This is a genomic window from Actinokineospora iranica (assembly GCF_900101685.1).
Taxonomy (GTDB): domain Bacteria; phylum Actinomycetota; class Actinomycetes; order Mycobacteriales; family Pseudonocardiaceae; genus Actinokineospora; species Actinokineospora iranica.
Genome location: NZ_FMZZ01000005.1, coordinates 296,059 through 322,395, shown reverse-complemented (window position 1 = coordinate 322,395; position 26,337 = coordinate 296,059). Strand labels below are relative to the sequence as shown.

Annotated in this window: 23 protein-coding genes and 3 tRNA genes; 11 read left to right on the top strand and 15 right to left on the bottom strand. The window is 70.7% G+C overall.

Annotated elements, in window-relative coordinates; translation table 11 throughout:
- Nucleotides 1-51: 51 nt before the first annotated feature.
- From BLS56_RS13385 to BLS56_RS13355, 7 genes are all read right to left on the bottom strand, one after another.
- On the bottom strand, nt 52-1,116 hold the full coding sequence (locus BLS56_RS13385; protein WP_228771604.1) for a Gfo/Idh/MocA family protein: 1,065 nt from the start codon (nt 1,114-1,116) through the stop codon (nt 52-54).
- Between the two features lie 42 nt (nt 1,117-1,158).
- The gene (locus BLS56_RS13380; protein WP_091450331.1) at nt 1,159-2,640 is read right to left on the bottom strand and encodes a sugar transferase; all 1,482 of its coding nucleotides are present in this window, start codon (nt 2,638-2,640) and stop codon (nt 1,159-1,161) included.
- A gap of 711 nt (nt 2,641-3,351) precedes the next feature.
- Entirely contained in the window at nt 3,352-4,389 is a 1,038-nt protein-coding gene (locus BLS56_RS13375; RefSeq protein WP_407640511.1) for a lipase family protein, read from the bottom strand.
- A 450-nt stretch (nt 4,390-4,839) separates the two neighbouring features.
- Nucleotides 4,840-4,913: transfer RNA gene (locus BLS56_RS13370), tRNA-Phe, on the bottom strand.
- A 166-nt stretch (nt 4,914-5,079) separates the two neighbouring features.
- Nucleotides 5,080-5,153: transfer RNA gene (locus tag BLS56_RS13365), tRNA-Asp, on the bottom strand.
- A 19-nt stretch (nt 5,154-5,172) separates the two neighbouring features.
- A tRNA-Glu gene (locus BLS56_RS13360) sits at nt 5,173-5,245 on the bottom strand.
- A 344-nt stretch (nt 5,246-5,589) separates the two neighbouring features.
- Nucleotides 5,590-5,835: a hypothetical protein gene (locus tag BLS56_RS13355; protein ID WP_091450329.1), complete on the bottom strand. Its 246-nt coding sequence runs from the start codon at nt 5,833-5,835 to the stop codon at nt 5,590-5,592.
- Nucleotides 5,836-6,070: 235 nt separating this feature from the next.
- Here BLS56_RS13355 and BLS56_RS13350 point away from each other — a divergent pair, with 235 nt between their 5' ends.
- The 4 genes from BLS56_RS13350 (at nt 6,071) to BLS56_RS13335 (ending at nt 9,566) form a co-directional block, all read left to right on the top strand.
- Nucleotides 6,071-6,367 (top strand): metal-sensitive transcriptional regulator, encoded by a 297-nt coding sequence (locus BLS56_RS13350; protein WP_091450328.1) that lies wholly within the window; start codon nt 6,071-6,073, stop codon nt 6,365-6,367.
- Between the two features lie 58 nt (nt 6,368-6,425).
- Nucleotides 6,426-6,635 (top strand): heavy-metal-associated domain-containing protein, encoded by a 210-nt coding sequence (locus BLS56_RS13345; RefSeq protein ID WP_091450327.1) that lies wholly within the window; start codon nt 6,426-6,428, stop codon nt 6,633-6,635.
- A gap of 9 nt (nt 6,636-6,644) precedes the next feature.
- Nucleotides 6,645-8,897, top strand: coding sequence for a heavy metal translocating P-type ATPase (locus BLS56_RS13340; RefSeq protein WP_091450326.1), 2,253 nt, complete (start codon nt 6,645-6,647; stop codon nt 8,895-8,897).
- Nucleotides 8,898-9,224: 327 nt separating this feature from the next.
- Nucleotides 9,225-9,566, top strand: a complete 342-nt coding sequence (locus BLS56_RS13335) for a hypothetical protein (RefSeq protein ID WP_091450325.1) — start codon at nt 9,225-9,227, stop codon at nt 9,564-9,566.
- Nucleotides 9,567-9,641: 75 nt separating this feature from the next.
- Here the strand turns inward: BLS56_RS13335 and BLS56_RS13330 are convergent, their stop codons facing one another.
- The gene (locus tag BLS56_RS13330) at nt 9,642-9,845 is read right to left on the bottom strand and encodes a cold-shock protein (RefSeq protein ID WP_091450324.1); all 204 of its coding nucleotides are present in this window, start codon (nt 9,843-9,845) and stop codon (nt 9,642-9,644) included.
- A gap of 379 nt (nt 9,846-10,224) precedes the next feature.
- Here BLS56_RS13330 and BLS56_RS13325 point away from each other — a divergent pair, with 379 nt between their 5' ends.
- From BLS56_RS13325 to BLS56_RS13310, 4 genes are all read left to right on the top strand, one after another.
- Complete coding sequence (locus BLS56_RS13325; protein ID WP_091450323.1) at nt 10,225-11,412, top strand: L,D-transpeptidase; 1,188 nt, start codon at nt 10,225-10,227, stop codon at nt 11,410-11,412.
- 201 nt (nt 11,413-11,613) lie between these two features.
- Nucleotides 11,614-12,945, top strand: coding sequence for an MFS transporter (locus tag BLS56_RS13320; RefSeq protein ID WP_091450322.1), 1,332 nt, complete (start codon nt 11,614-11,616; stop codon nt 12,943-12,945).
- 46 nt (nt 12,946-12,991) lie between these two features.
- The gene (locus BLS56_RS13315) at nt 12,992-13,573 is read left to right on the top strand and encodes a PaaI family thioesterase (protein WP_091450321.1); all 582 of its coding nucleotides are present in this window, start codon (nt 12,992-12,994) and stop codon (nt 13,571-13,573) included.
- A 9-nt stretch (nt 13,574-13,582) separates the two neighbouring features.
- The gene (locus BLS56_RS13310; protein WP_091450320.1) at nt 13,583-14,764 is read left to right on the top strand and encodes a metallophosphoesterase; all 1,182 of its coding nucleotides are present in this window, start codon (nt 13,583-13,585) and stop codon (nt 14,762-14,764) included.
- 239 nt (nt 14,765-15,003) lie between these two features.
- On the opposite strand, the gene BLS56_RS13305 is transcribed toward BLS56_RS13310, so the two are convergent.
- The gene (locus tag BLS56_RS13305) at nt 15,004-17,331 is read right to left on the bottom strand and encodes a serine/threonine-protein kinase (protein ID WP_407640510.1); all 2,328 of its coding nucleotides are present in this window, start codon (nt 17,329-17,331) and stop codon (nt 15,004-15,006) included.
- Nucleotides 17,332-18,099: 768 nt separating this feature from the next.
- Here BLS56_RS13305 and BLS56_RS13300 point away from each other — a divergent pair.
- Nucleotides 18,100-18,294 (top strand): hypothetical protein, encoded by a 195-nt coding sequence (locus BLS56_RS13300; protein WP_091450319.1) that lies wholly within the window; start codon nt 18,100-18,102, stop codon nt 18,292-18,294.
- Nucleotides 18,295-18,732: 438 nt separating this feature from the next.
- Here BLS56_RS13300 and BLS56_RS13295 read toward each other — a convergent pair whose 3' ends face one another.
- Both BLS56_RS13295 and BLS56_RS13290 read right to left on the bottom strand, forming a co-directional pair.
- Entirely contained in the window at nt 18,733-19,710 is a 978-nt protein-coding gene (locus tag BLS56_RS13295; RefSeq protein ID WP_228771603.1) for a glutamate ABC transporter substrate-binding protein, read from the bottom strand.
- Entirely contained in the window at nt 19,707-21,029 is a 1,323-nt protein-coding gene (locus BLS56_RS13290; protein WP_091450318.1) for a hypothetical protein, read from the bottom strand. Before BLS56_RS13290 ends, BLS56_RS13295 begins: the two co-directional genes overlap by 4 nt.
- Nucleotides 21,030-21,321: 292 nt before the next feature.
- Between BLS56_RS13290 and BLS56_RS13285 the strand changes: the two genes are divergently transcribed.
- Complete coding sequence (locus BLS56_RS13285) at nt 21,322-21,975, top strand: DUF5134 domain-containing protein (RefSeq protein ID WP_175482806.1); 654 nt, start codon at nt 21,322-21,324, stop codon at nt 21,973-21,975.
- On the opposite strand, the gene BLS56_RS30610 is transcribed toward BLS56_RS13285, so the two are convergent.
- From BLS56_RS30610 to BLS56_RS13270, 4 genes are all read right to left on the bottom strand, one after another.
- The gene (locus tag BLS56_RS30610; RefSeq protein WP_139190657.1) at nt 21,856-22,449 is read right to left on the bottom strand and encodes a hypothetical protein; all 594 of its coding nucleotides are present in this window, start codon (nt 22,447-22,449) and stop codon (nt 21,856-21,858) included. The two genes, BLS56_RS13285 and BLS56_RS30610, sit on opposite strands and share 120 nt — an antisense overlap.
- A 120-nt stretch (nt 22,450-22,569) precedes the next feature.
- Nucleotides 22,570-23,025, bottom strand: coding sequence for a hypothetical protein (locus BLS56_RS31390; RefSeq protein WP_175482805.1), 456 nt, complete (start codon nt 23,023-23,025; stop codon nt 22,570-22,572).
- A 393-nt stretch (nt 23,026-23,418) separates the two neighbouring features.
- Nucleotides 23,419-24,150, bottom strand: a complete 732-nt coding sequence (locus BLS56_RS13275) for a maleylpyruvate isomerase family mycothiol-dependent enzyme (protein WP_091450316.1) — start codon at nt 24,148-24,150, stop codon at nt 23,419-23,421.
- A gap of 33 nt (nt 24,151-24,183) precedes the next feature.
- A complete protein-coding gene (locus BLS56_RS13270; RefSeq protein ID WP_091450315.1) occupies nt 24,184-24,771 on the bottom strand; it encodes a PadR family transcriptional regulator in 588 nt (195 codons plus the stop codon).
- A 53-nt stretch (nt 24,772-24,824) separates the two neighbouring features.
- Here BLS56_RS13270 and BLS56_RS13265 point away from each other — a divergent pair, with 53 nt between their 5' ends.
- The gene (locus BLS56_RS13265) at nt 24,825-26,000 is read left to right on the top strand and encodes an FAD-dependent oxidoreductase (RefSeq protein ID WP_324187520.1); all 1,176 of its coding nucleotides are present in this window, start codon (nt 24,825-24,827) and stop codon (nt 25,998-26,000) included.
- The last annotated feature ends 337 nt before the right edge of the window (nt 26,001-26,337 follow it).

The window sequence follows — 26,337 nt, the reverse complement described above, 5'->3', positions numbered from 1 at the left end:
TTCGGTGGCTCCACTCGCCGCACTGTGTCGATGATTCGCTCGCAAGCTCGCTCATGCCTTGACCCCTTCACGGAAATCGGCGCCGAGAACAGGCAGGAACGCCCCGCCCTGGGCGAGGCTCGCCGACGCGGCCTCCAGAATGGACAGAACCTGCAAGCCGGAGCGACCGTCGGTGAGCGGCGCGCGCCCCTCGGTGATCGAGGCGTGGAACTCGGCCATGACCGCGCGCAGCGCCTCCTTCTCCGGCAGCGCCGGGGCGACCATGTCCCCGGTGCGGTACGACACGATGGTCTGCGCGCGCTTCTCCGCGCCGAGGTCCCCGGGCACGGAGCGGTCGACGCCGCGGTCGTAGACCGACAGCCGCTGCGTCGGGTTGAGGTCGTCCCAGACGACCGTGCGCGCCGAGCCGCCGATGACCATGGTGCGGATCTTGGTGGGGGACAGCCAGTTCACGTGCACGTGCGCCATCGCGCCGCCGGTGAGCTGGATCGTCAGGTGCGCCACGCAGGCGTGGCCCGCGCCGATCGGGTCCGACCCGTGCGCGGCGACCGCGAGCGGCGCCACGTCGTCGGGCAGGATCGACAGGAAGATCGACAGGTCGTGCGGCGCGAGGTCCCACAGCACGTCCACGTCCGGCTGGACCAGGCCCAGGTTGATCCGCACCGAGTCCAGGTACTGCACCGCGCCGATTCCCCCGCCGCGCACCAGGTCGCGCAGGTGCGCCACGGCCGGGGTGTAGCAGTAGGTGTGGTCGAGCATCAGCGTCAGGCCGCGCGCGTCGGCGGCGTCCACCAGCTGCCTGCCCTCGGCATAGGTTGCCGCCAACGGCTTTTCCACCAGGACGTGCTTGCCCGCTGCCAGCGCGGCCATGGCCACCGACAGGTGGGTCTTGGCCGGGGTGGCGATCGCGACGGCCTGCACCGCCGGGTCGGCGAGCACCTCGTCCAGCGAGTCCGACACGCGCACCGTCGAGTAGTCGCCCAGGACGCGGCGGGCGCGGTCGGCGTCGAGGTCGCACAGGTACTCCAAACGCAGGCCCGGGGTCGCCTGCGCGTTGCGCACGAGATTAGGCCCCCAGTATCCCGCGCCGATGACGGCAAGCCCGATGGTTCCCACGCTGCTATCCCTCTCGTGAAGCATTTGAAAAGATAAAAAGACTCAGTACGCGCCCTGGCCGCTGAACACGGCCCGGAATGTCTTCCAGAGGATCACCGCGTCCAGCGCGAGCGACCAGTCCTCGACGTAGCGCAGGTCGAGCCGCACCGCTTCCTCCCACGGCAGGTCGCTGCGCCCGCTGACCTGCCACAGCCCGGTCAGCCCCGGCTTGACCAGCAGCCGCCGCCGCACGTCCGGGGCGTAGCGGGCGCTCTCCTCCGGCAGCGGCGGCCGGGGCCCGACCAGCGACATGGGCCCGGTGAGCACGTTGAACAGCTGCGGAAGCTCGTCGATGGAGTAGCGGCGCAGGATCGCGCCGACCCGGGTCACCCTCGGGTCCTTGCGCATCTTGAACAGCACGCCCGCGCCCTCGTTCCGCTCGGCGAGGTCGGCGACCATCTTGTGCGCGCCGGTGACCATGGTGCGGAACTTGATGATGGTGAACTCGCGGCCGTCCTTGCCGACCCTGCGCTGCCTGTAGAACACCGGGCCGCGGCTGTCGACCGCGATGGCCAGCGCCACCACCAGCATCAGCGGCGCCAGCAGCGTGATCAGCAGGCCGGAGCCCACCTTGTCCACGACGTCCTTGACCACGCGCCGCACCCCGGTGAACGAGGGGGCCGAGACCCGCAGCAGCGGCATCCCGAGCACGCCGTCGACGTGCAGCCGGGGACCGGCGACCTCCATCAGCACCGGCGCGACGACCATCTCCGCGCCGCTGCCTTCCAGCCGCCAGGCCAGTTGCTGCAGCCGCTTGGGCGTCCAGTACTGGTCGGGGGTGACCGCGACGATGCGGTAGCCGCCGCGGCGGGCGTGCGTGGCGAGGTCGGACAGGGTGCCGACGACCGACACGCCCTCCAGCTCGGTGACGCCCTCGCCGAGCCCGTCGGCGGTGCAGACCGCGTCGACGCGCCAGCCGAGGTGCGACGCGCCGCGGGTCCGGGTGATCAGGTCGCGCACGGTGTCGACGCTGCCCGCGGCCAGCACCGGCAGCAGGCAGCGGCCGTCGCGGCGGGCCCGGTGCAGGCCCTGCCGCAGCGCGTAGCGCAGCGGGAACGCGACCAGGGCCGTCGCGGGGACCACGACGAACACCCATGGCCGCATACTCGCGATGTCGAAGAGCAGCCCGCCGAGCGCGAGCACGACGCCCGCGGCGACGAACCCGCGCCCGAGCCTGCGGAACTCCTCCGCGCCCTGGCCGAGGACCGCGACGTTCCACGCCCGGTTGACCATCAGCGCGCCGACCAGCACCAGGAAGGCCACCACGGTCACGCCGCGGACCAGCGGCCCGCCGGGATCGACCCGGCCGCCGACGAACCCGCCGACGGCCAGCACTCCGAACAGGATGGCGAACAGGTCGGCGAAGATGACGCTCAGGCGGTACTGCGGCTCCCAGTCCGCCACCGGCGGGCAAGACGGCTCCCCGACGGGCAGCGCCCGTCGTGGCGCCCGACCGCGGCGGGCGCTCGTCGGCGCGGGCCACATGGTCGTTCTTCGGCGCGGTAACCCAATTTGGTCACGCATCGTGTATCCCCTGGTTCAGGCCGGATCGGGCATGCACGTCGCGGGGCATCCCCGAGAGCCCTCGCCTTGGTCATTTGTCTTGGTGAGCCAGCCCGTCCGGACTGCCTGTCCGGGGCATGGCTGCGATAGCTGATTCGTTCACCTCCCCGGGCTTGTTACACGGAGGGTTAGTTTTCGTGTCACCCGACCGGGTAGATAGCCGGCCAGCGGGTAACCTGTTACACGTTCAGTAGCCATCCCGGCACCGCAGGCGTGTCCGACCGGACCCAAGACCGCAGGTGAACGGCACCTCACCGATCACATGCGACAGTCCGAACACGACAGTCAAAACTGTCACCCCGTGTACAAACACAGGGCTGAACGGCCGAACACGTTTAACGCTTCCGGATAATTCGCGGCCGTCAAGCTTCGCAACTCCGGGCATGGGCCGCCGCGGCCATCCAGCGGTACCGGCATTGGTCCATTCGCAGTCGGAGTTTCCCTCTGCCGCGCTTTCCAGCCCGTCTACCTGCGCCTGGCCCGATTCGGAACATCGAAGTGGCCCCGGACAGCTTCCTGTCACGCGGTCGCCGCCACCCCGGCAGGCGAATGTGCCCTTGATCACAAAACAGGCCGGGCCGGGCCACCAGCGGTGGCCCGGCCCGGCCAGGTCGGGCGAGGTCGATCGGCGGGTCAGAACCGCCCGCAGTTGCCCGTCGCGGGCGCGGACCCGGTGAGCCTGCCCGCGATCCAGTTGGCGGCGCTGCCGGACGCGCCGAACGCGGCCGTGGCGTGGGCGAAGATCGGGAGCGCGGTCAGCTCGGTGAACTGGACGGTCGCGCCCTTGGCGCACCAGTCCTTGGCCATCTGCTTGCCCTGGCCGAACGGCACGATGTCGTCGCTGCCCGCGTGCTCGACCAGCACTGGCGCTGCGGGCTTGCGGTTGCCGATCCGCAGGTCCTCCACCACCGACTTGAACGGCTCCTGCTGCATGTACGCCGAGACGGGCTTGCCGTCCTTGGTCAGCGTGCTCGTCTGCTTGAACGCGAGCTGGAAGATCGCGTCCGTCGTGCACATCTTGCTGGCCTGGACGAACAGCTGGGCTCCGGTCGGGTTGGCCAGGTCCATCATCTTCGCCTCGGGGTACGCGGTGTTGATCCCGATCAGCGCGAAGCCGAGGAATCCCGCCGCGTAGGCCCCGTCCAGGCTCTTGCCCAGCACCGCCTTGTCCGCGGGCGGCGCACCGGCGTAGGCGCCCTTGATGTTCAGCTCCGGCGCGTACTCCGGCGCCAGTTCGACCGCGGCCGCGGCCGCCCCGCCGCCTTGGGAGTAGCCCACGATGCCCACCGGCGCGTCCGTGGACAACCCAAGCTCCGGCAGCCGCTGCGCCGCCCGCACCACGTCGAGGGTCGTGTGCGCCTCGGACCGCCGCATCACGTAGGTGTGCTCCATCCCCGGCACCCCCAGGCCCTCATAGTCGGTCTGCGCGACCGCGAACCCCTTCTGCAGCAGGGGGTTGATGAACTGGGTCTGCACGCTGCCCACCACGTCGGAAGACGTGTCCCCGGCCAGCACCTTGGAGACCGCGCACTGGTCCCCCATCCCCGCCGTGAACGGCGCGTACGCCACGATCGGCCGCGGCCCCGGCCCGGCCCACGGCGTGTTGGGCACGATCACCGTGCCGGTCACCGGAATGGCCTTGTCCTTGGTGTCGCGCGACAAATACATCACGCGCGTCGCCTTGCCCCCACTGAACCCGGACGGCCCAGTCTTGATCACATCCCCATTCCGCCCACCAGGCAGCGAAACCGGCGGAGTATAGAAATCCTCCGCCGCCACCGCGGGCGCGTCCACCCCCACCGTCACCCCGACAAAGACCCCAGCCCCAACCAATCCGGCCAAAGCCAAAGCCCCGACCCGCCGCCGCGCAAGCCCTTTATTCACTTAACCACTCCCCATTGAGCCGACAATAAGGCCCAATGTGATCCCCCGAAGAACACCTGTCAACACCCAATAATCCCCACCCGCAAAACCTGTCACCATCCCAACACCACCCCCACCCCCATTAGCACCTCCAGCGCACGACAAACATTTCTTAGCACTCCCCCCAGAAAAACCACCCCAGACAAAACAAAAACGGCCCTCCACCAGGAGGACCGTCTCGTCTGGAACATGCTGTTGTGGCCAGGGGCGGGGTCGAACCGCCGACCTACCGCTTTTCAGGCGGTCGCTCGTACCAACTGAGCTACCTGGCCTTACCCCACCAACAGGTGAACCACCAGCTGGTGTCACTCACACCGAACCACGCTGGGTCCGGTGGAGCTCGCACCGTGGGGGGTTCGGGGGGGTCGCCCCCCCGGTACTATCAGCGAGCGCCCTGTCCACGCTTTCCGTGGACAGGGGGAGCCAAAAGCTCGCTCGCGACCCTGACGGGACTCGAACCCGCGACCTTCGCCGTGACAGGGCGACGCGCTAACCAACTGCGCCACAGGGCCTTGCTACTGCTGTCTTCCGTGCTCCCAACGGGATTCGAACCCGCGCTGCCGCCTTGAAAGGGCGGAGTCCTAGGCCGCTAGACGATGGGAGCCCGACCAATTCCGGGCGAACCGATCGACCGCGCTTCCAGGTCCACCGCTGACCGCCCGGTTTCGCTGGGAGCATGTGTAGCTTAGGGCACGGCCCGTGATCCGCCAAAACGGGGGCCCCATAACCGCTGTGAGCTGGGCAAACGCTCGTGGTTCGAGCAGCGGGAGGGACGGTTGCGTGATGCGACCCCCGCTCGGGGCACCGAGCGGGGGTCGCGGTCTGGGTGGTGGGCGGGTGGAGGCAGGCGGCATCGGCCCCGCGCGGTCGCTCAGCCGACGAAGATGGACCCGTCGGCGACGACCGATGGGGACGACGGTGTCCCCCGCGGCGGCGGTGTGCTCGCGGTCAGCGGCAGACGGCGGGGATGCCGTCCTCGCCGTCGACCAGGCCGAGCATGTCGAGCAGCTCGCGGCAGTCCTCCGCGCTGCGCGCGCCGCGGGCCACCGCGAGGCGGGCGCGGCGCACCTGCTCCTCGGAGACGCGGCTGGTGTCGCCCGAGCGTGGAGTGGGGACGCCCGAGGAGAACTGCCCCGCCGTTCCGAGGCTGTCTTGCTGCAGAAGAAAACTCCGCACTTCGAGTGACCCGCTCATTGTGCCTCCCCGGCTTTGTTTGGCGTGAGGCTATGAGAGATCTCGCCGCGGTCACAGCCCCCCGCAGGGTGAACCGCATTCCACTGTAGGTAGCGGTACGTGATCGGTTTTCCCGATGCGATCCAGGAGTCGCCAGGAGTTCACCGGCTGTCCGCTCACCCGAACGGCCGTATGGAGTAAGGCTCGCCACACTCCGTTTGCACAACCCCTACCCCCTAAGGGTATGGTCGACGGCATGGAGCACGAGCACCCGGGTACCCCCAGCGCCAAGAAGGAGTCCCACCAGCGGCGGTTACGCCGGGTCGAGGGACAGGTGCGGGGCTTGCAGCGGATGGTCGACGAGGACGCCTACTGCATCGACGTGCTCACCCAGGTCTCGGCCGCGACCAAGGCCCTCCAGGCGTTCGCGCTGGAACTGCTCGAGGAGCACATGGCCGGCTGCGTGGTGGACGCCGCCCGACAGAGCGACGAGGCGGCCGCGGCGAAGGTCCGCGAAGCCGCGGACGCGATCGCCCGGCTCGTGAAGTCCTGACGCCGCGCCCGGTCCCACCGCCCCCGAAAACCGACAAGCACCACCGAAGGGAACACCTGTGTCTCTGCAGACCGTCTACACCGTCAGCGGCATGACCTGCGGCCACTGCGTCAACTCGGTCACCGAGGAACTGTCCGGCATCGCGGGCGTCTCCGGGATCGACGTCGACCTCAAGACCGGCGCGGTCACCGTGACCAGCACAACCGAGCTGAACCGGGACGAGGTCGCCGCAGCGGTGACCGAGGCCGGATACCAGCTCGCCAACTAGAGGACCGCGATGACGACCATCGAACGCGCCCAGGAGACGGTGGAGCTCGCCATCGGCGGGATGACCTGCGCCGCCTGCGCGGGCCGGGTGGAGCGCAAGCTCAACAAGCTCGACGGGGTGCGCGCGACGGTCAACTACGCGACCGAGCGCGCCACCGTCGAGGTGCCGCCAGGGTTCCCGACCGACACGCTGGTCACCGCCGTCGTGGGCGCCGGGTACGCGGCCAGCCCGGTCCGCGCCGAGCCGGAGCCCGCCGAGGACGACGACCGCAGAGCCGACGCGCACGCCGACGAGCTGCGGCTGCGGTTCCTGATCTCCGCCGTGCTCAGCGCCCCGGTGATCGCGGTCTCGATGGTCCCCGCCTGGCAGTTCCCCACCTGGCAGTGGACGGCGCTCGCGCTGTCCTACGTCGTGGTCGGAGTGTGCGCGTGGCCGTTCCACCGGGCCGCCGTGGTCAACCTGCGGCACGGCTCGGCCAGCATGGACACCCTGGTGTCGATGGGCGTCACCGTGGCGTTCCTGTGGTCGGTCTACGCGCTGCTGTTCGGCGGCGCGGGGGCGGTCGGGCTGCGCCACGAGTTCAGCCTGCTGCCCGCAGAGGGGCACGCGACCGCCGACATCTACTTCGAGGTCGCCGTCGGCGTGACCACCTTCCTGCTGCTCGGCCGCTGGCTGGAGGCCAGGTCCAAGCGGCGGGCGGGCGACGCGCTGCGGGCGCTGCTCGCGCTGGGCGCCAAGGATGTCGCCGTTCTGCGCGACGGTGTGGAGCGCCGGGTCCCGGTCGCCGAGCTGCGGGTCGGCGACCTGTTCCTCGCCCGGCCGGGCGAGAAGATCGCCACCGACGGGGTGGTCGAAGAAGGCGCGTCGGCGGTCGACCGGTCGCTGGTCACCGGCGAGTCGGCGCCCGTCGAGGTGGCCCCAGGGGACTCGGTTGTCGGCGGCACGGTCAACGCGAGCGGTCGGCTGGTGATCCGGGCAACCCGGGTCGGCGCGGACACCCAGCTCGCGCAGATGGCCCGGCTGGTCGAGCAGGCGCAGACCGGCAAGGCCGAGGTCCAGCGGCTCGCCGACCGGATCTCGGCGGTGTTCGTGCCGGTCGTCCTGGTACTGGCCGCGCTGACCCTGGCGGGCTGGCTGGTCACCGGCGCGGGCGCGGACGCCGCCGTCACGGCCGCGGTCGCGGTGCTGGTGATCGCCTGCCCGTGCGCGCTCGGGCTGGCCACGCCGACGGCGCTGCTGGTCGGCACCGGCCGGGGCGCGCAGCTGGGCATCCTGGTCAAGGGCCCCGAGGTGCTGGAGTCGACCCGGCGGGTCACCACGGTCGTGCTGGACAAGACCGGCACGGTCACCACCGGCCGGATGGCGGTCGTGGACGTGATCCCCGCCGACGGCGTCACCCCGGAGCGGCTGCTGCGGCTGGTCGGGGCCGTCGAGTCGGCTTCCGAGCACCCGATCGCGGTGGCCATCGCGGCGCACGCGGCCCAAGAGGCACCCGACCTGCCCGCGGTCGAGGGCTTCCGCAACGCCGAGGGCCTGGGCGTCACCGGCACCGTGGACGGCGAGGCGGTGGTGGTCGGCAGGCCGCGGCTGCTCGCCGAGCACCGCGTCGAACTGCCCGACGCGCTGGTCGAGGCGCAGGCCGCGGCCGAGGCGGGGGGCCGCACCGTGATCGCCGCCGCGGCTGGCGGGAAGGCCCTGGGGCTGGTCGCCGTCGCCGACGCGGTGAAGCCGACCAGCGCCGAAGCGGTCATCAGGCTGCGCGCGCTCGGCCTGCGGCCGGTGCTGCTGACCGGCGACAACGAGGCGGTGGCGCGGGCGGTGGCTGCCGAGGTCGGCATCACCGACGTGATCGCCGAGGTGCTGCCTGCGGAGAAGGTCGCCGCGGTGCGGCGGCTCCAGGCCTGCGGCGAGGTCGTGGCGATGGTCGGCGACGGCGTCAACGACGCCCCGGCGCTGGCCGCGGCCGACCTCGGCCTGTCGATGGGCACCGGCTCGGACGCCGCGATCGAGGCGGGCGACCTGACCCTGGTGCGCGGCGACCTGCGGCTGGCCGCGGACGCGATCCGGCTGTCGCGGCGCACGCTGGCCACGATCAAGAGCAATTTGTTCTGGGCGTTCGCCTACAACGTGGTCGGCATTCCGCTGGCGGCGTTCGGACTGCTCAACCCGATGATCGCCGGGGCGGCGATGGCGCTGTCCAGCGTGTTCGTGGTGTCGAACAGCCTTCGGCTCCGCGGTTTTCGCGCCACGGCGGCGGGGTAGCCATATAGCGGTGAGAAGGTCACGGCGCAAGAAGAACATCAGGTGAACATTTCCGACGATTTTTCCGCCGCAGCCCCTCCCGCGAGCCCCGTGCACGTGCAACAATCAAGTTGCTGACACACCCCCGGTCAGCGCCTGTGGAGATCCCCTCCGGCCCCCGCGTTCCTCCCCCTGGCGCGGGGGCCTCTCCATGCCCGTCGCTGCCCGCCGCTGCCCGCCGCTGCCCGCCGGAAGGTCTCCGCGGGTCATCCGGACGTAACGAGACCGTGCGCCGTGTCCCGAGTCACACGCGCTGCCGGATCGCGACCTGTTCGTTATCGTGTCCAGGTGCCTTTTCCCTCTTTCGGACGCAGCCGCACCGACCTCAAGGCGGTCGGCGCCAACCCGGGACGCCACCGCAACCCGCAGCGAGAGCAGGCCGAGGACGCCCTGCCCGACGACGAACTCGAGTCGTACCTGGCCGCGCTCGCCCCCGAGGGCGACGCCGAGACCACCGGTTCCGGCCGCCGCTTCGGCGGCGCCGAGGTCTACCAGCTTCGGCTCTCCCTGGTGGCCAACGAGCAACTCCGCGAACTGGCCGCCTACCGGCAGACCTCGCCCATGGCGCTGGCCCAGGAATGGGTCATGCAGCGCCTGGAGTGGGAAGCCCAGCAGCTTCAGCGTTCCTGACCACAGCGGCCCGCCCACCACAACCGAACACGAGAGCCCCGGCCGAGCGCGGCCGGGGCTCTCGTGTGTTCCGGCTTACAGCGGAATGACGTTCGTGGCCTGCGGGCCCTTGGTGCCCTGACCGACCTCGAACTCAACCCGCTGGTTTTCCTCAAGGGTGCGGAAACCCTTGGCCTGAATCTCCGAGTAGTGCACGAAGACATCGGCGCCGCCGTTGTCCTGCGCGATGAAGCCGAAGCCCTTCTCGGAGTTGAACCACTTGACAGTGCCCTGTGCCATAAACCTGCCTCCATCGCAGGAGCTTGGGGTTACACCGTGCAACCCCGGGCCGCCTTCGGGCGATGCCTCCGCCCACTGCAGCGGAAAAGCAGCGCGCCCGCGTTGTCGTTCCGCGAGCGTGAATAGCACGAACACAGAAACTACGGCCTGCGAGGGAAAGACTATCGGCTCTCTCGGACGCGCACTACTGCCTGATGGGCGCTCGGCTAGCCCAAGCGGGTGATGTCATTCGGCACGCTCCGAAGCCACTGGATCGCTCTCCGAACTCGCCGCCGCTTTCCACTAATTGTGATGCGCCTCACCGGCCTTCCCGGCCAACGTCACAGGCCGCCGCGGCGTCGATAGGGGGGTCACTCGGTTGTGGGGGAAAGGAAGCAGGATGGACAAGCGCAGACACACGGGACGTCGCCAACTCCTGGTCGCGTTCCTCGGAGCGGGCCTCGTCGCCACGCTCGCGCTCACCGGCTGCACCACCGGCGGAGCCGCCGCCGCGAGCGCTCCCGTGGCACAGGTCGCCGCACCCGCCACGGTCACCGCGACCCCGGCGGCCGACGCCAAGGACGTCAGCCCCGGCGCCCCGGCCTCAGTCACCGTGACCGACGGCGCCCTGCGATCGGTCACCCTCACCAACCCCGACGGCAAGGAGGTCAAGGGCGCCTTCACCGAGGACAAGAAGACGTGGGCCGTCGCGGAAGACCTCGGCTACGGCAAGACCTACACCTGGTCGGGCGCCGCCATCGGCGCCGACGGCAGCACCACGCCCATCAGCGGCTCCTTCACCACGGTCAAGCCCAGGAGCCAGATCAAAGCCAGGCTCAACACCGGCGACGACCGGACCTATGGCATCGCGATGCCCATCGCGGTCACCTTCGACGCCCCCGTCAAGGACCGGCTGTCCGCCCAGAAGGCCCTCAAGGTCGAGACGGCTCCGGCGACCGAGGGCGCGTGGGCGTGGCTGGACGACCGCAGAGCCCACTGGCGGCCCAAGGAGTACTGGAAGCCCGGCACCACGGTGAAGGTGACCGCCGACATCTACGGCATCCCCCTGGGCGGCGGCGCCTACGGCCGCGACGACGTCACCTCGGCCTTCACCATCGGCCGCCACCAGATCGTCAAGGCGGACACCCAGACCCACCGCATGGTCGTCATCACCGACGGCGTCCAGACCCACGACTTCCCCGCCAGCTTCGGCCTGGAAACCGACCCGGGGCGGGTCACCAAGAGCGGCACCCACGTGGTCATGAGCAAACACGCGAGCTACGGCATGACCAACCCGAAGTACAACTACGAGAATGTCGTCGTCCCGTGGGCGGTGCGGATCTCGAACAACGGTGAGTTCGTGCACGGTTACGCGCCGTCGATCCCGCACCAGGGCAAGCGCAACGTTTCCCACGGCTGCGTCAACCTGTCGCCCGCGAACGCGAAGATCTACTACGACACGGTGCTGCCGGGCGACCCGGTGGAGATCACCGGAAGCACCCAGCGACTCGGCGCGGCCGACGGCGACTACTACGACTGGGCCGTGCCGTGGGACCAGTGGCAGGCGATGTCGGCCGAGGCGAACTAGGGATGGTGGTTGGCGGTCCCCGGCGGCCAACACTCGGTTCGCCAACCAGCGACAGGACTATCCACTTGTAGGATTGTTGAACAGTTGAACTGCTGAATCCTCCCCATGTCGCGATGTCGACGTGGGGAGCACAGTGGACGGGAATGCGCGCGGGGAATCGGCTGTAGCGGTAGTGCCCGGGGCGGCACTACCCTCGCCTGAATGGATGAGTCGGGGACCCAGCCAGACCAGAAAGCTGTCCGCAAGGCCGTCGCGGCTTCTGCGATGGGCAATTGCATCGAGTGGTACGACTTCGGGGTGTTCGGCTTTATGCCCGCCGTCCTCGGGGCCGTGTTCTTCAGCGCCGCCACACCGACCGAGAACGTGCTCGGCACCTTCGCGGTGCTGGCGGTGGCGTTCGTCGCGCGGCCGTTCGGCGGCTTCGTGTTCGGGCCGCTCGGGGATCGGGTCGGCAGGCAAAAAGTGTTGGCCACCACCATTATTCTGATGTCCGGGTCGACATTCGCGATCGGACTGTTTCCCTCCTATCAGACCGCGGGAGTCCTGGCTCCCATCCTGGTCATCGCGGCACGGCTCGTGCAGGGCTTTTCCGCTGGCGGCGAGTATGGCGGCGCTGCGACGTTCATCGCGGAGTACGCCCCGGACAAAAGGCGTGGCTTCCTGGGCAGCTGGCTGGAGTTCGGCACCCTGGGCGGCTTCTTCCTCGGCGCGGGCATGGTGACGGCCAGCACGGTCGTCCTCGGCGACGATGTGATGCACTCGTGGGGCTGGCGAATCCCGTTCCTGCTGGCCGGGCCGCTGGGGCTGGTCGGGCTGTACCTGCGGCTCAAACTGGAGGACACGCCGCTGTTCCGGGAGGTCGCGGCGCGGCACGAGGTGAAGAAGTCGCCGCTGCGGGCGGTGCTGCGCACCCAGTGGCGGGCGATCCTGCACCTGATCGGCTACATCGTGCTGCTCAACATCGCCGACTACGTGATGTTGACCTACATGGAGTCCTACCTGACCAACGCGCTCGGGCTGACCGGCCACGGGCCGCTGCTGGTCATCATGGGCGTCATCCTCGCCATGATGCTCATCATCACCCCGGTCGGCGCGCTGTCGGACCGGATCGGCCGCAAGCCGCTGCTCTACGCGTCGTGCGCGGGTTTCATCGTGCTGCCGATCCCGGCGTTCAGCCTGATGTCCGACGGCAACCCGGTCCTGCTCACCCTGGGGCTGGCCGTGATCGGGGTGCTGCTGACGTTCCTCCTCGCCACCATCCCGTCGGTGCTGCCCGCGATGTTCCCCACCGAGGTCCGCTACGGCGCTTTCGCCATCGGCTACAACCTCTCGACCGCCCTGTTCGCCGGGACGGCGCCGTTCATCGTGACCAAGCTGGTCGACGCGACCGGCGACCACCTCGTCCCGGCGTACTACCTGATGGGCGCGGCCCTGATCGCCGTCGTGCCGATCATCCTCCTGCCCGAGACCGCGGGCCGGTCGCTGCGAGACATCACCGGGAGCACTCGCGGCAGGCTGGTGACCGTGCCATAAGGGCGGTGTTCGCGAACACAGAGGACCGCCTGCATAGGCTCAGGTAATGAGCCGAACTCAGCAGCCATGGCCGCCCGTGGACACCGAGCCGCCGAAGGCGCACCCGGACGCGCCCGCGCCCGGCACCGACCTGCCGCAGCACTACGCGCGCTGCTTCGGCTGCGGCGACCAGCAAGAAGACGGCCTGCACCTGCGCGCCCAGGTCGGCGACGGCCACACCATCCGGTCCCGGTTCACCGTCACCGAGGCCCACCAGGGCGCCCCCGGCCTCGCCCACGGCGGCCTGCTCGCCTGCGCGTTCGACGAGGCGCTGGGCACCACGGTCGGCAACCTGCTGCGCAAGCCCGCCGTGACCGGGAAACTGGAAACCGACTTCCTGCGCCCGGTCCCGGTCGGCACCACCCTCGTCATCGACGCCCACCTCGACGGAATCGCGGGCCGCAAGGTCTACGTCAGCGCGGAAGGCAGAATGGACACCGACGACGGCCCGGTCGCGGTCCGCGCGCGGGCCCTGTTCGTCCTGGTCGACCTGAGCCACTTCGTCAACCACGGCAGGCCGGAAGACCTCCAGGCCGTCGCCCAGGACCCGAAACTGCTGGGACGGCTGCCGGTCGAGGTGAATCCGTAGTCTGGTGGCATGTTCTTGGCGGTCGTCGGCGTTGTCGTGGCGCTCCTGCACGTGTACCTGTGGAAGCGCCTGGTGAAGGACACCACCCGCACACCGACGGGCCGCCGGATCGGCGGTGTCGCACTGGTCGTGCTCGCGGTGCTGGTCGCCGCGACCCTGGTGCTGCCCCGCTTCGTCGGGGTCGAGGTGGCGGCGTGGTTCGCCTGGCCCGGCTACATCTGGCTGGCGCTGTTCTTCTACCTGCTGGTCATCCTGGCCGTCCTGGAACTGCCCCGCCTGGCGCTGCGCCGCTGGTCCCGCCCCCTGGGAGCGACCGCGACGACCACTGTGGAATCCGAACCGGCGGTGGACGAGAGCAGACGCCTGTTCCTCGCCCGCGGCGCCGCCGTCGTCGCCGGGGTGGCGTCGACGAGCATCGTCGGCGCGGGCATGGTCTCGGCGCTGAGTCCGCCACTGGTCAAACGGGTCCCGGTGCCGATCGGGGGCCTGAACCCGGTGTTCGGCGGCTTCCGGATCGCGGTGGTCAGCGACATCCACCTGGGACCACTCCTGGGGCGCGCGCACACCGAACGCCTCGTCCGCATGATCAACGAAACCCAGCCCGACCTGGTCGCGATGGTCGGCGACCTGGCCGACGGAACGGTCGCCGAACTAGGCCGGGCAGCGGAACCGCTACAGGACCTGGTTTCCTCGTTCGGCACCTTCTTCGTGACCGGAAACCACGAGTACTACTCGGGCTACGCACAGTGGGTCCGCGAACTGGAACGCCTCGGCCTGAACTACCTCCACAACGAACACACCCAGATCAACCGCGCGGGCGAGAAAATCACCCTCGCGGGCGTCACCGACCTGACCGGCAAGAGCCTCGGCGACGCCCCCGACATGAGCCGCGCCCTTTCCGGCCGCGACACCACCATCCCCACCGTGATGCTGGCCCACCAACCGGTGCAGGTCTCGGACTCCGCCCGGCTCGGCGTCGACCTCCAACTTTCCGGCCACACCCACGGCGGCCAGATGTACCCCTTCCACCACATGGTGTCCCTGGCCCAGCCCGCCGTGTCCGGCCTGTCCAAAGTGGATGACACCTGGCTGTACGTCACCAACGGCGCGGGCGTCTGGGGCCCACCCGTCCGCGTCGGCGCACCCCCGGACATCACAGTCATCGAACTCACCCCACCCGGCCCCCGCTGACGACCGCTGACGACCGAGTTATCCACAGGCAAGATCGTTCCTGCCTCGATTGTCGGCCTAGCCCGATAGACTGGAGCGGGGTCAGCCCCCAGGGTGGGTGGGGCTTTGTTGTGGGGGCTGCGGGGGCGCGAAAAGCCGGAACAGGCCGTTGTGGACACGGTCGGGGGCGGTCGGTCAAGTGCCCTTGTGCACCCTCCTGCCCGAGCCCACGAGCCAAGCAGACAGAACCGAGCAACCGATCAAGTCAGCGTACGAGGACGAATAGCGTTGGCCTTGTCGACCAGCTCATGGCGCTGTTCAGGCGTGCCCGCGAGCCGAGCCAAGGCGCGGTAGCAGCGCTCCAGCCCAAAGCGCAGTTCGCGTTCGGACAACGCGCAGCCGAGGACCGCCCGGTTGGCGTTGGCGGGGTTGGCGCCCGGCTTGCCCGCCTTCACCCAGCCATAAGCGGATTCCAGCACCTCCACCGAGAGCTGCGTGCGGCGCTCAGCGTCCAAAGCCAAGCGCTCCAAGCGTTTCGCGGCGTCGTGCAGCTCGTGCTCGACCAGTTTCTCGGCTTCGTGCGCCCGGGTTTTGATCTTGATGGCGGCGACTTGGGCGGCCACGTGGTGGCTGGAGGTGTCCGGCACGGACTCCAGCACCTCGATCGCACCGGAACGGGCGCCCTGGGCGAGGTAGACCCTGGCCAGTCCGAACGCCGCGCTCACGAACGAATGGTCCGTGCGCCACACCAGTTCGTAGTAGCGGGCGGCGGCGAAGTGGTCGCCAGCCTGCTCGGCGCTGACCGCGAGGGCCAGCTTCGGGGCGATCTCGCCGGGAACCGCGTCGTAGACCCGGTCGAAGGAGTCGCGGGCGATCTGCGGGGCTCGGTTGGCCAGGGCCAGCAAGCCGTGGAGCCAGTCCGGGCGCCAGTCCGCCGGGTCGGTGACGAGCCTGCGGGCCGCCTCCAGTTCGGACCCGGCCGCACGCAGGTCGCCCTGCTCCATGCGGGCCTTCACCAGCCGCAGGCGGACCTCGATGGAATCCTGTGGCGCGTTCATCAGCGCGGCGACCAGTTCGGCTGGCTCGGTGGCGGTGATGCTCGCCAGGATCGCGGCCGCGTGGTCGTCAGTGTCCACAAGGGGCAGTGGCAGCACGGTCGCCACCTCGACCGGATCGGGCGCGGGCAGGATTTCCCCGCGCTCGGCCACGACCAGGCCCGCGCCGAACGTCCTGGTCTCCACACTGAACACAGTGGACAGTCCGGGGCGCGGGCGGCCGGTGCCCAGCGCCATGACCTCGCGCAGCACGCCGGTGAGCTGGTCGGCCATCTCCTCAGCCGAGGCGAACCGCTGCGCCGGGTCGGCGTGCGTCGCGCGCTTGAGGACGCGGTAGTAGCTGCCGAAAAGCGCGAACAGCGGCTCGGAGTCCGGGCCGGGCAGGGTGTGCTTGTAGCGGGTGGTGTAGCCGGCGAACTCGATGGACAGCACAGCCAGAGTGCGGCCGACGGTGTAGATGTCGGACGCGACCGTTGCGCCCTCGGTGGCCAGCTCCGGGGCGGCGTACCCGGCGGTGAAGAACAGCGGGCTCTCGTAGTCGTCGGTCTTGCGGACCGCGCCGAGGTCGATGAGCTTGAGCTGCTCGCCGGTCTGGATCACATTGTCCGGCTTGAGGTCGCAGTAGAGCATGTCGATGCTGTGCAGGTACCCGATCGCGGGCAGGATCTCCAGCCCGTACGCGATCACCTGCCCGATCGGCAGCGGCTCCGCGCGGCCCGCCTCGCGGTGGTGCTCGAGCGCGAGTTCACGCAGCGACTGGCCGCCGACGTACTCCATGACGATGTACCCGACCAGCGTGCCGGTGCCCGGGTCCGGGTGCTCGACGAAGTTGTAGATCTTGACGACGTTCGGGTGCTCGACCTCGGCCAGGAACCGGCGCTCGGCCAGCACCGAGGCCATCGACGTCTCGTCGCCGGTGTCGATCATGCCCTTGAGCACGACCCACCGGTCGCTGACGTTGTGGTCCTTGGCCAGGTAAATCCAGCCGAGACCGCCGTAGGCCATGCTGCCGAGCACTTCGTACTGCCCGCCGACCAGATCCCCGCGGAACAGCCGGGGCCGGAAGTTGAACGCCTGCCCACACGTCGGGCAGTTGCCCTCCGGGTCGCCCGGCTTCCCGTCCTTGCCGCGGCCGACCTCGGCGCCGCAGTTGTTGCAGAACCGCTTGTTCTCCGACACGACCGGGTCTTCCAGGACCGCGCTCGCCGGGTCCTTCACCGGGACGATCGGCACCTCGACCAGGCCCGCGCCCAACCGCCCCCGCCCGGACGCCCGCGACCCCGTGCGGCGACTGGTGCCGGGGAACGAACTGGACCCGGTGACCGGCGCGCTGTCGGACCGGGTCTTGGCCTGCTGCGGCTCGGGCCGCGGGTCCGGCTTCCGCTCGGGCTGCTCAGCGGACTCTTCCGGCTTGGGCGGGACGATGCTCTGGGTGAGCGTGGTCATGCCCAGCACGCTGGTGGGCTGCGGCTCGTCGGCGCCAAGCGCGGTCTCGGGCAGGACCCCGGGCTGCCGCGGGGCCACGTTGGGCACGGGCACGTCCGCTGGCCACTCCGGCGGCACCGGCGGCTGACTCGGGCCCTGCCCAGGCGGCGGCTGCGGCGGCCGGGGTTGGTTCTGCTGCTGGGGATACGGCTGGCCGACGGACTGGCCCGGGGCGCGGTGCTGGCCCGCCGGTTGCCCGGACTGCCGCTGACCGGGCGGGTACTGCCCCGGGAACTGCCTGCCCTGGGTCTGCGGGTGGCCGGGCGAGGGCTGGCGGCCCTGCGGGGGCTGCTGCCCTGGCCTGCCCTGCCCCGGGGGTTGCCCCTGCGGATACGGCTGCCCCTGCGTGAACGAACGCCCACGCGACTCAGCCTGCCCCTGCGGATACGGCTGCCCCGGAGACTGTGCCTGTCCCGGAGACTGTGCCTGTCCCTGAGACTGTGCCTGCCCCTGAGACTGCGGCTGCCCCTGGGCGGAGGCATGGCCCTGCGGGTATGGCTGCCCCTGGGTGCCCGAACGCCCACGGGACTCGGACTGGCCCGGGGACTGCGCCTGCCCCTGCGGATGCGACTGACCGTGCGTGGACGAATGCCCACGCGACTCGGGCTGCCCTTGCGGAAGTGAGTGGCCTGGCGCGGGCGGCTGCCCGTGGGACTGCGATTGTCCCTGGGACTGTGGCTGTCCCTGGGACTGCGGCTGTCCCTGGGACTGCTGTCCCTGAGGCTGGGATTGCCCCTGGGCAGGGGCTTGGCTCGGTGGGTGCGGCTGGCCGGGCTGCCCCTGCGGGTACGGCCTGCCTGACGAAGGCGGGCCGCCGTGGACGGCCGACTGGCTCCGGGGCTCGGGCTGTCCCGGGGAAGCGGCCTGGCCCTGCGGGTGCGCCTGGCCCTGGGCGGGTTGGCCCTGCGGACCGTGCGTGGGCGACTGGCCGCGAGAGCCGGGCTGTCCCTGAACCTGCGGGAAGTGCTGGCCCTGCGGCGGCTGAGCGTGCCCGTGGGGCTGGCCGGGTGACTGCGGTGAGCCCTGCTGGCTTTGCGGGTGCTGGCCGTGGCCCTGCGCGCCTGGGGCGGGTGGCTGGCCCTGGAAAGCGGGCTGGCCCGCGAAGGGGCCGCCGGTCTGGGCGGGTGGGCCCGCCTGGGTGCCGCCCGCGCGCGGGTCCTGCTGTCCCTGTTGGCTGCCATGGCCCCGCTGGGGAGCGGGTTGCCGCGGGTGCGGCTGGCCGCCGGTCTGCCCCGGCGCGCGCTGCTGCGGGTTCTGCTGCGGGTTCTGCTGCTGGGGCTGCGGGGGCTGCTGGGGCCAGGGCCTGCCCTGGGTGCCGGGGCGGTTGGGGTCCTGCGGTTGGCGGTCCGCGGCCGGGGTTTCCGCGGGCCCGGTGGGGCGGTTTTCGCCTGCCGGGTCGGGGCGGGGGGTGTCGTCGGCTGGTGGGGTCCAGTTGGTCATGGGTGCGCCTCAGTCCCGGTAACGAAGGGTGGGCGGGGCGGCCTGTTCGCCGGAGCGGGCGAGCCAGTGGTTGTAGCTGCCTGCCCAGGAGCCGTCCGCGACGGACTTTTCCAGCACGCCGTTGACGAAGCGCACCATGTCCTCGTTCTGTTTGGGGATGCCGATGCCGTACGGCTCCTCGGTGAACTTCGGGCCGACCATCTTCACGTTGGGGTCCTGGGCGACCATCCCGGCGAGGATCGTGTCGTCTGTGGACACCGCGACCACCTGGCCCTGTTGCAGCATCAGCAAGCAGTCCGACCAGTTGTCGACCGCGACGACCTCCGGCGGCGCCGGGGACTCGCGCAGGCGGTTCAGCGAGGTGGAGCCCTTCGCGGCGCAGACCTGTTTGCCGCCCAACTGGTCTATGCCGGTGATCGGGGAGGAGCGGTCGACCAGGAGGCGTTGGCCCGCGGTGTAGTAGATGGCCGAGAAGTTGATGTCGACCCAGCGGGCGCAGGTGGCGGTCATGGTGCGCACGACGATGTCGACCTCGCCGTTCTTCAACGCGTCGATGCGCTCGGCGGAGGTGATCACCTTGTACTGGACCTTGTTGGGGTCGCCGAAGATGGCCGCGGCGACTTCCCGGACGCGGTCGATGTCGAAGCCTTCGAGGGCGTTGCTGGTGGGGTTGCGGAAGCCGAACAGGAACGTGTTCTGGTCGACGCCCGCGATGAGCCTGCCGCGCTCCTGGATGGCCCGCATCGTCGAGCCGACCGGCATGGCGCCGGGGGCGGGCAGCGGGCCGGGGCGCAGGCTGGCCCCCGGGTCGCACGGCGGGACCTGGGCAGCCGCGCCGGTGGTCGTGGGCGGGTTCGTCTCGACGCCGACCGGTTTGGGGCGCTCGACGGACTCGACGGTGGCCAGGTCGACCGGCGCGCCGGTCGCCGAGCAGGCGGTGGCCAGGCAGGCCATGGCGACGGCCAGCGCCGCGGTCAGACGCCTCATCGGTACTCCCGCAGTCGGTCCCGGATGCCCATGGTGATGCCGATGGCCGCCACGAGCGCGAGCACGACCACGCCCGGCACCAGGCCGGTGAGCGCCTGGCCCGCGCGCGTGGTCTGGGTGAAGAACTCCTGGCGGCCCGCGTTGAGGGCGGTGATCAGGTTCTTGTCGAGCTTGCCGAAGGCGGCCGCCGCGCTGTCGGGGGCGTCGCCGATGGCGAAGCGCACGGCTTCCTCGTACTGGCCGCTGTCGTCGAGTTCGCGGACCTTGCGGTGCGCGGCGAGCCAGGCGTCGGCGTTGTCCACCGCCTGCTGGACCTCGCCCGCGATGGCGTCGTCCGAGGCGAGGGCCTTGGCCTGGCGGAGCAGGTTGGCGTCGCCTTCGCCGGTGATGGTGGCCGAAAGCTGCTGCCACTCCCGCTCGTAGCCGGGGCCGTCGCCGCGGGCGACCAGGGTCAGGGTCTCGTCGGCGCGGCACTTGAGGGAGTTGATCCTGGCCTGGACCAGCACGTCGACCTGCTGGGAGCCGTTGCGCTCGGCGTCGGCCACGTGCGCCGCCTCGACCAGCAGCGCCACCGTGGCCCAGAGCAGCCCGACGACCACGGCCACGGTCGCGGTGACCAGGCCGACGTTGAGGAGCCGGTTGGTCTTACGGGTCAGGTAGCGCTGTGTGGCGACAAGAGCGCCGAGCAGCCCCAGCACGAGCACCGCCGCGGCCCACGGGAACGACCGCGCGTCTTTCTGCTCGGCGGTAAGCCGCTCGTAGTCGATGTCGTAGAGCCGCTCGGCCGCGGGCAGGATCTTCGAGCGCATCAGCCCGGACGCCTCGCGCAGGTACGCCGCGCCAGCGGGGAAGCCCTGCCGGTTGTTGGAGCGCGCGGTCTCGATCAGGCCCGTGTAGACGGGAAGCTGCTGGGACAGGATCGCGACCTGGTCGCTGGCGTTCGAGTCGCCGCCGACGTCCGAGGACGCCTTGCCCAGCGCCATGCCCGCCTGGGCGATGTCGCGCTCGTAGCGGGCGCGCAGGTCGGCGGGCTCGACGCCGCCGGAGAGAAACGCGCTGGCCGCGGTCGCGTCGGCGTCCGACAGCGACCGGAAGATCTGCTGCGCGGCGGCGGCCAGCGGCTCGCGGCGGTCGACCAGGTCGTCGAGGGTGGCCTGTTTGCCCTGCAGGGTGAGCGCGCCGATGAGGCCGGTCACGACGGTGAGCAGCAGCAACCCGACCGCGATCACCGACAGCCGCCCGGGCGTGGTCGTGGCCGACCGGGTCGCTTTCCGCAGCACAGAAGGCCGCTCGGCCTCGGGCGGAGCCGCGGTCACCATGGATGCGTCCACAGGGACACACTCAACAACACCTGCACGCCCACCATGCCCGCTTTCCCCCGGGGGTTACCTGGCTGTGACGCCAGCTTGGCCCAGTCCCGGGTCGAACCCCAGTCCCGGGTTGAACTTAGTGCAGCGATTTCGGCCGAGCCACCATCGGGACCGCCACGGGCGGTCACCGGCACCGGCCATTCGCGCCCGCGGTAATCGCCTGGTTGCACTCTGGTTACGCAAAGGTTTGTCTGCGATTGTTGACCCATGCCAAAGATCGTCCGTGCCGACTTCGGCCAGCATGTCCCGACGAGCCCCGGCCTGCTCGGCGAGCAGGCTCCGGCCCGGTAGCCGGGACAGCCGTGTGGCCGCCCCGGAGTGGTTAGGGTGGGTGCTCACCTTGGCGTTCCTCGGGATCGCCGGGTACAGCGTCGCCCGGCTCGTCGCCGCCGGGCGGTTCCCGTCCGGCTACCACGGCTGCCACCGAGCGGTGGACGTCGCGCACACGGCGATGGCCGCGGGCATGGCGGTGATGTGCTCCCCGGTCGGCGGGCCGCTGCCGATGGCAGGCTGGCAGACGGTGTTCGTCCTGGTCACTGGCTGGTTCCTGGCGTCATGGCTGCTGGCCGGTGACCGACCGCCCCCGGTCGGCTGGCACGGCTCCGACCTGCACCACGCGGTCGCCGGCCTGGCGATGCTCTACATGCTGACGGCGGTGCCGCACAGCGCGCACGCGATGTCGTCGGCGTGGACTCCCGGACCGCACACAGGGCAGGCGGCATTGCCGCTGCTCGGCTGGGCGTTCGTGGCCTTCTTCGCGGTCCAGGCGGTGCGGTTAGGCCAGGTCGCGCTGCGGCGGTCCGGTTCCGGACTCCTGGCCGACGCGCGGGTGGCCGCCGGGTGCCAGCTGGTCATGGCCGTCGGCTCCGGCTACCTCATAGCCGCCATGCTCTAGCCACCGGGCGAGCGCCGCCATGCCCAGGGCGAGCGCGGCGAACAGGACGAACACGACCGAGGGCACGTCGAGCAGCTGCCCGACGCAGAAGGACACCGCGATCCCGCCCGCGTTGCCGCTCAGCCAGAGGATCGACGTGATCGCCCCGGCCGACGGCGAGCCCGCGCCCTCGACCAGCGACAGTGCCACCGGCAGCACGGCAAGGAGCAGGAATCCGACCGGCAGCGCCGCGGCGATCCCGACGGCCGGGGTGGGCGAGACGGCGAGCAGGACACACGACGTGGCCGTCACGATCCCGGTCAGCCCCAGCGTGCGCGCCCGCGTGCCCGCGCGGGCGGACGGCGGAACGACGACGCAGCCCACGACCCCGGTGACCAGGATCGCCAGCAGGAGCGCGCCGCTGGTCTCCGCTGGGACGCCCGCGGGGACGAGCAGCGGTTCCAGCCAGGTGGCGAGCGAGATGAAGATGCCCACCCCAGAAACACCACCCCGGCCGGCACCAGCACCCCCGGCGAGCGCCACGCCCCGACCAGCGCGCCCGCCCCAACGCCAGACAGCCCCGGCGACGACCCACCCGACCCGCCCGCAGGCAACTCAGGCGACGACGCACCGGGCCCGCCCGCGGACAGCCCCGGCAACAGCCCACCCGCCCCTGCGGCGGGCAACCCGGCCGGCGGCCTGCCAGGCCCAGCGGCAGGCAACACGGGCAACGACGTGCCAGGTCCGGCCGGTTCGCGGGACGACGCGGCCGGACGCGCGCCGAGGTACGGCGGCGGCACCCACAGCGCCACCCCCGCGGCGACGGCGGCGGACACCGAGATCACCGCGCCCACGCCCACGGCGGTCGAGGGCAGCCCCCGCCGGGATGGCGAGAACGATGAACAGCAGCGGGAAGATGTTCGCCAGCCATCCCACGGCCTGCTCCGACACCCCGAAGTGCGCCGCGGCCTCGGTCGTCATGGGCGCGTAGGCGAGCCAGCAGACCTGCGTCGCGACGCCGAGAGCGGCGAAGGCGACCACGACCGGCCAACGACTCTCGGGGAGGGACATGGCTCATGTATCGAAGCGCTTCTCTTCCCCCGTCAATGGCGTCCCAGGCCGTCACCGTGACGGCTCTTCGCCGGAGCCCACGCGAGTCCACTGTGGACGGCTTCGGGTCGGCGCCGACCCGAAGCCGCCAAGGACTCCCCGCCCGCTGATCACGTCCGTGACGGTTCCGCGATGCCAGGCTTGACAAGCGTTGCCCACGCTCAGGTCTCACCACGCCAATCGGATACTCCCTTCAGTCAGTCAGTCAGTCAGTCAGTCTCACGACGAGCACTCGGTGTGCGGGCAGGCGGTCGGCCGAGCCCTGCTCCAGGTTATCGACGCAGGTCACGGTCCGGGAGGGAGAACGCCGCGCCTGTGGATAACTCGCGATCATGAACACGGTCGGCGCGGGCACTACACCGTCGCGGGGCCGAGGACCTGGTGCAGTGCGTCGATCAGAGCGGGGTCGCCGTCGAGGGTGAGCGCGGTGGCGTCGGAGCGGCGCCAGAGCCAGCGGAAGACGGCGTCGGGTTCGCCGCGGACAGTCGCGTCAGGCTCACCCGCGAAGGAGACGGCGATAGGGGCGGCGAGGGTCACGAACCAGGACGATGCGCCCGCCTCGACGCGGACGGTGCGGCCGTCGAGGAGGTGTTCGACGGTGGCGAAGCGGGGCGGGGAGGCGGCCGAGGCGAAGGCGAGGAACCGGGTCACGACCTCGTCGACGCCGTCGGTGGCCAGGTCCGCGGGGACGGGGGCGGACGGCACGCCCGCGGCGAGTTCGGCGTCGATGCGGTGCACCACGGTTTCCTGAGTCAGCCGCCGAATCCAGAACCCGACCGTCTGGTCCGGCGGATACCAGGTGAAGGTCTCCGCTGTCGGCGGCCGGGACGTCAACTGGTCCATCAGTTCCGTGTGGCCCGCGTCGAGCACCCGCAGCGGGTCGGTGTCCGACAGGTCCGGGGGCCACGGCTCCGGCCAGGCGTTCAACCGCATCGTCGCGGCCTTGTGCAGGTAGACGACGGCGACATGCCGGACCAGGTCCGCGACTGTCCACTCAGGACACGTGGGGACCGGCGCCGACAACGCGGGCGCGGCTACCGCGCGCAGCCGGGCGTAGTCCCTGGCGAGGTGGGCGAAGTAGTCCATACCCCGAGCCAATCACGGAATCGGCCCGCACGCTCAGGGGTTCAGCATCGTCCGCAGCCACTCGTGGGTCCAGCCCAGCTCCCCCGAGCGCAGGTCGGCGACGACCCCGCGCAGCCACTCGACCTCGGCGCGGCCGATCACGAACCGGTATTCGTCCTCCAGCAGGAACACCCGCGGCACCGACGCCAAGTCCGCCTCGATGTCGGCCAGTTCGCGCTCGAGCGCGTCCGCCCTGGCCGCGAGGCAGGCGGCCACGTCCTCGGGCGTCAGGATGACCATCGAGGCGAGGGCGGCGGGGAACTCGGGGAACTCGTTGACCGGGGCGGAAAGCATGGCGGTCAGCCACTCGACCATCGTGCGGGAGCCCTCGGGCGTCAGCTCGTAGACCGTGCGGTCGGGGCGGCCTTCGCCGCGTTTGACGCCCTGCACGCGGATCAGTCCGACCCGCTCAAGGCGCTCGACCGTCTGGTAGACGCTGTTGCGCTGGGCGACGTTGGCGACCTTGTCCTTGCCGCGCTCCCGAATCAGGTCGCGCATCCGATACGGGTGCATCGGTTCCTCCGCCAGCAGCACAAGCAGCACGAGCGCGAGCGGAGAGCGGCGGTGGGACCTGCTCGTCATGGCGGCAACCCTAGCCGCTTGCCGGTCGTGGTCATATTATGTATAGTCATACTATGACTTTGCGAAGAGTTCTCATCATCGGCGGCGGCATCGCGGGACCGGCGACCGCCATGGCACTGCGCCAGGCGGGGATCGACGCCACCGTGTTCGAGGCGTACGAGCGCACCGCGGACGGCGTGGGCGCCTTCCTCACCCTCGCCCCCAACGGCATGGACGCGCTGCGCGCCCTGGACCTGCACGAGGTCGTGCGCGCCGCGGGCATCGAGACCACCCGCATCCGGCTGACCATCGGACCGGACCGACCGCTGGGCGAGGCGTCCCTGGTCGGCGAGCGCGCCGACGGCATGACCTCGCTGACGCTGAGCCGCGCCGACCTCTACATGGCCCTGCGCGACGAGGCCGTCCGCCGCGGCATCCCCGTCGAGTACGGCAAACGGCTGGTCGACTTCGCCGACGGCGTCGCCCGCTTCGCCGACGGCGCCACCGCCGAGGGCGACCTGCTGGTCGGCGCCGACGGACTCCAGTCGGTCGTGCGCACGATCATCGACCCGGACGCGCCCGCCGCGCGCTACGTGCCGCTGCTCAACACCGGCGGCTTCGCGGTCGGCGTCGACGCGGGCCTCGAACCCGGCGTGAGCAAGATGATGTTCGGCAAACGCGCCTTCTTCGGCGTCCTGCCCAGCCCGGACGGCGAAGCGTGGTGGTTCGCCAATGTCGCCCAGCGCACGGAATCGCCCCCCGCCGCCCTCGCCGAGATCACCTCGGACGCCTGGCGCGCCCGCCTGATCGACCTGTTCGCCGACGACGGCGACCTGCCCCGCAGGCTCATCGAGGCCACCCCGGTGATCATGCCGCCGTGGAACACCTACGACTTCCCCCGCGTCCCCACCTGGCACCGCGACCGCATGGTCATCATCGGCGACGCGGCGCACGCCACCTCCCCCGCCGCAGGGCAGGGCGCGTCGATGGCACTGGAGGACGCCGTGGTCTTGGCCCGCTGCCTGCGCGACCTCCCGACAGACCGGGCACTGCGGGCGTACGAGTCCCTGCGCCGCGAGCGCGTCGAACGGGTCGTGCGGCACGGCAAGCGCAGCGGCAGCGCCAAGGCCCTCGGCCCGATCGGCCGGGTCGTCCTGCCCGCGCTGTTCAAGCTGATGCCCACCAGCGACCTGCGGTGGATGTACGACCACCACACCGACTGGAACGCCCGTGTGCTGGAACCCGTCTAGCTGCGCCGGTGGTCAAGTGGGAGCACCCGCCCCCCTCCGACTCGAACACGCGAAAGGCCGCGCGCACCGGACACGTGAATCTCAGCGCGGACACGGCCCCGCTCGTGGCGGACACATCAGCGACGGCCCCACCCTGACCGCTCTGATTTCCTACCTGGCGATCCACTGGTCCAGCAAGCCCGCATGACCACCGCGGCCGCGCGATCACCCAGCCGGGTGACGTCAGGGGCGGCCCCGTCCGCGCGTGCCCTGGCCTCGGGCCGTTGGCCGGGGTGTCCTCGGGCCGCTTAAGGTCTCAATCGGAGTCTTGCGCAGCGCTCACCCAAGCCCGTTCTGA

What these genes read in the sequence shown, in the direction of transcription:
- BLS56_RS13315 (WP_091450321.1), top strand. Translation starts at nt 12,992, where the DNA reads ATGAGCCGAACTCAGCAGCCATGGCCGCCCGTGGACACCGAGCCGCCG.
- BLS56_RS13275 (WP_091450316.1), bottom strand. Translation starts at nt 24,150, where the DNA reads ATGGACTACTTCGCCCACCTCGCCAGGGACTACGCCCGGCTGCGCGCG.
- BLS56_RS13320 (WP_091450322.1), top strand. Translation starts at nt 11,614, where the DNA reads ATGGATGAGTCGGGGACCCAGCCAGACCAGAAAGCTGTCCGCAAGGCC.
- BLS56_RS13285 (WP_175482806.1), top strand. Translation starts at nt 21,322, where the DNA reads ATGTCCCGACGAGCCCCGGCCTGCTCGGCGAGCAGGCTCCGGCCCGGT.
- BLS56_RS13265 (WP_324187520.1), top strand. Translation starts at nt 24,825, where the DNA reads ATGACTTTGCGAAGAGTTCTCATCATCGGCGGCGGCATCGCGGGACCG.
- BLS56_RS31390 (WP_175482805.1), bottom strand. Translation starts at nt 23,025, where the DNA reads ATGTCCCTCCCCGAGAGTCGTTGGCCGGTCGTGGTCGCCTTCGCCGCT.
- BLS56_RS13350 (WP_091450328.1), top strand. Translation starts at nt 6,071, where the DNA reads ATGGAGCACGAGCACCCGGGTACCCCCAGCGCCAAGAAGGAGTCCCAC.
- BLS56_RS13380 (WP_091450331.1), bottom strand. Translation starts at nt 2,640, where the DNA reads ATGTGGCCCGCGCCGACGAGCGCCCGCCGCGGTCGGGCGCCACGACGG.
- BLS56_RS13310 (WP_091450320.1), top strand. Translation starts at nt 13,583, where the DNA reads ATGTTCTTGGCGGTCGTCGGCGTTGTCGTGGCGCTCCTGCACGTGTAC.
- BLS56_RS13270 (WP_091450315.1), bottom strand. Translation starts at nt 24,771, where the DNA reads ATGACGAGCAGGTCCCACCGCCGCTCTCCGCTCGCGCTCGTGCTGCTT.
- BLS56_RS13330 (WP_091450324.1), bottom strand. Translation starts at nt 9,845, where the DNA reads ATGGCACAGGGCACTGTCAAGTGGTTCAACTCCGAGAAGGGCTTCGGC.
- BLS56_RS13325 (WP_091450323.1), top strand. Translation starts at nt 10,225, where the DNA reads ATGGACAAGCGCAGACACACGGGACGTCGCCAACTCCTGGTCGCGTTC.
- BLS56_RS13290 (WP_091450318.1), bottom strand. Translation starts at nt 21,029, where the DNA reads ATGGTGACCGCGGCTCCGCCCGAGGCCGAGCGGCCTTCTGTGCTGCGG.
- BLS56_RS13295 (WP_228771603.1), bottom strand. Translation starts at nt 19,710, where the DNA reads ATGAGGCGTCTGACCGCGGCGCTGGCCGTCGCCATGGCCTGCCTGGCC.
- BLS56_RS13340 (WP_091450326.1), top strand. Translation starts at nt 6,645, where the DNA reads ATGACGACCATCGAACGCGCCCAGGAGACGGTGGAGCTCGCCATCGGC.
- BLS56_RS13355 (WP_091450329.1), bottom strand. Translation starts at nt 5,835, where the DNA reads ATGAGCGGGTCACTCGAAGTGCGGAGTTTTCTTCTGCAGCAAGACAGC.